At 63.9% G+C, this 1,364-nt stretch carries 1 protein-coding gene; it reads left to right on the forward strand.

What is annotated here, in order from left to right:
• Nucleotides 1-76 precede the first annotated feature (76 nt).
• The gene (locus ACH0BU_RS18055) at nucleotides 77-1,096 is read left to right on the forward strand and encodes an IS110 family RNA-guided transposase (RefSeq protein ID WP_500264479.1); all 1,020 of its coding nucleotides are present in this window, start codon (nucleotides 77-79) and stop codon (nucleotides 1,094-1,096) included.
• The last annotated feature ends 268 nt before the right edge of the window (nucleotides 1,097-1,364 follow it).

Genomic DNA, 1,364 nt, shown 5'->3' on the forward strand with positions numbered 1-1,364 from the left:
TGATGGGTTGGACGGCCCCTGCACCAGCGTAGCTGTGCGATGATGTGGTCGTTGAGCCACGTCTAGGAGTTGATCCATGCAGCAGGATGTCGTGACCGTCGGTGTCGATCTGGCGAAAAACGTGTTTCAGGTCCATGCGATCAGCGCTGATGGCAGGGTGTTGGTGCGGCGGCAGCTTCGGCGCGGCGAGGTGCTGAAGTTCTTCACATCGTTGCCGCCGTGCCTTGTCGGGATGGAAGCGTGCGCATCGGCGCACCATTGGGGTCGCGAGCTTCTGGCGCTAGGCCATGATGTCCGACTGATGCCGCCGGCCTACGTGAAGCCGTACGTGAAGCGTGGGAAGACCGACGCCGCTGACGCTGAGGCGATCTGCGAAGCGGTTACCCGGCCGACGATGAGGTTCGTTGCTGTGAAGAGCGTCGACCAGCAGGCCGTGCTGATGCTCCACAAGACCCGAGATCTACTCGTGCGACAGCGAACCGCGTTGATCAACGCCCTGCGAGCGCATCTTTCGGAGTATGGCATTGTCACCAGCAAGGGACCGGGCGGCGTTGCCGCGCTGATGAAGCTCCTCCACGAGGGGCAGGAGAAGCTGCCGGCGCATGCGCAATCAGCGCTGCATACCATCGGCGCTCAACTGCGCTCGCTGGCGAGTGAAGTTGACCGGCTCGAGTCGCAGATCCTCGCCTGGCACCGCGGCAATGACACCAGCCGGCGGCTTGCGACCATCCCCGGCATCGGTCCGATCACTGCTTCGGCAATCGCCGCCGCCGTGCCCGATGCATCGCTGTTCCGGTCGGGGCGGCAATTTGCTGCATGGCTTGGGCTCACACCGCGGCCCCATAGCTCAGGTGGCAAGGAGCGGCTTGGCGGCATAAGCAAGCAGGGCGACAGATATCTCCGTAAGCTGCTGGTCGTCGGCGCGACCGCGGTCATGCGCATGGCGCGCAAAGATGCGACCCGCCAGCCCTGGATCGCGCAACTCCTCGAGCGCAAGCCAGTGAAGATTGCGACGGTCGGACTGGCTAACAAGACAGCGCGCATCGCTTGGGCGGTGATGGCGCGCAAGGAGGTCTACGCGGCGGCTGCCGCGTGACCGCTGTCCTCGTCGTCCGCTGAAGCGGGCGGCAGGATGGTGTGAGGGCAGCTGAGTGGTGATGACAAACCGGTTAGACCGGGGATCGAACAAGCCCAGGGGAGCAGAGCGCTTCGAGCGCGATGACGTGATTAGGGATCCGATCCGCGGACTTCATCAGGGCCAGCAGCCATGCGGTGCTGCATGAACAGGCCGAACACATGGATGCACCCGACCGGTGCTCATCGCTGCACAAAAGCTCTTGCACCGCAGGGGCCGTCCACACATG

The sequence above is a fragment of the Sphingomonas olei genome (assembly GCF_045369765.1).
Taxonomy (GTDB): Bacteria; Pseudomonadota; Alphaproteobacteria; order Sphingomonadales; family Sphingomonadaceae; genus Sphingomonas; species Sphingomonas panaciterrae.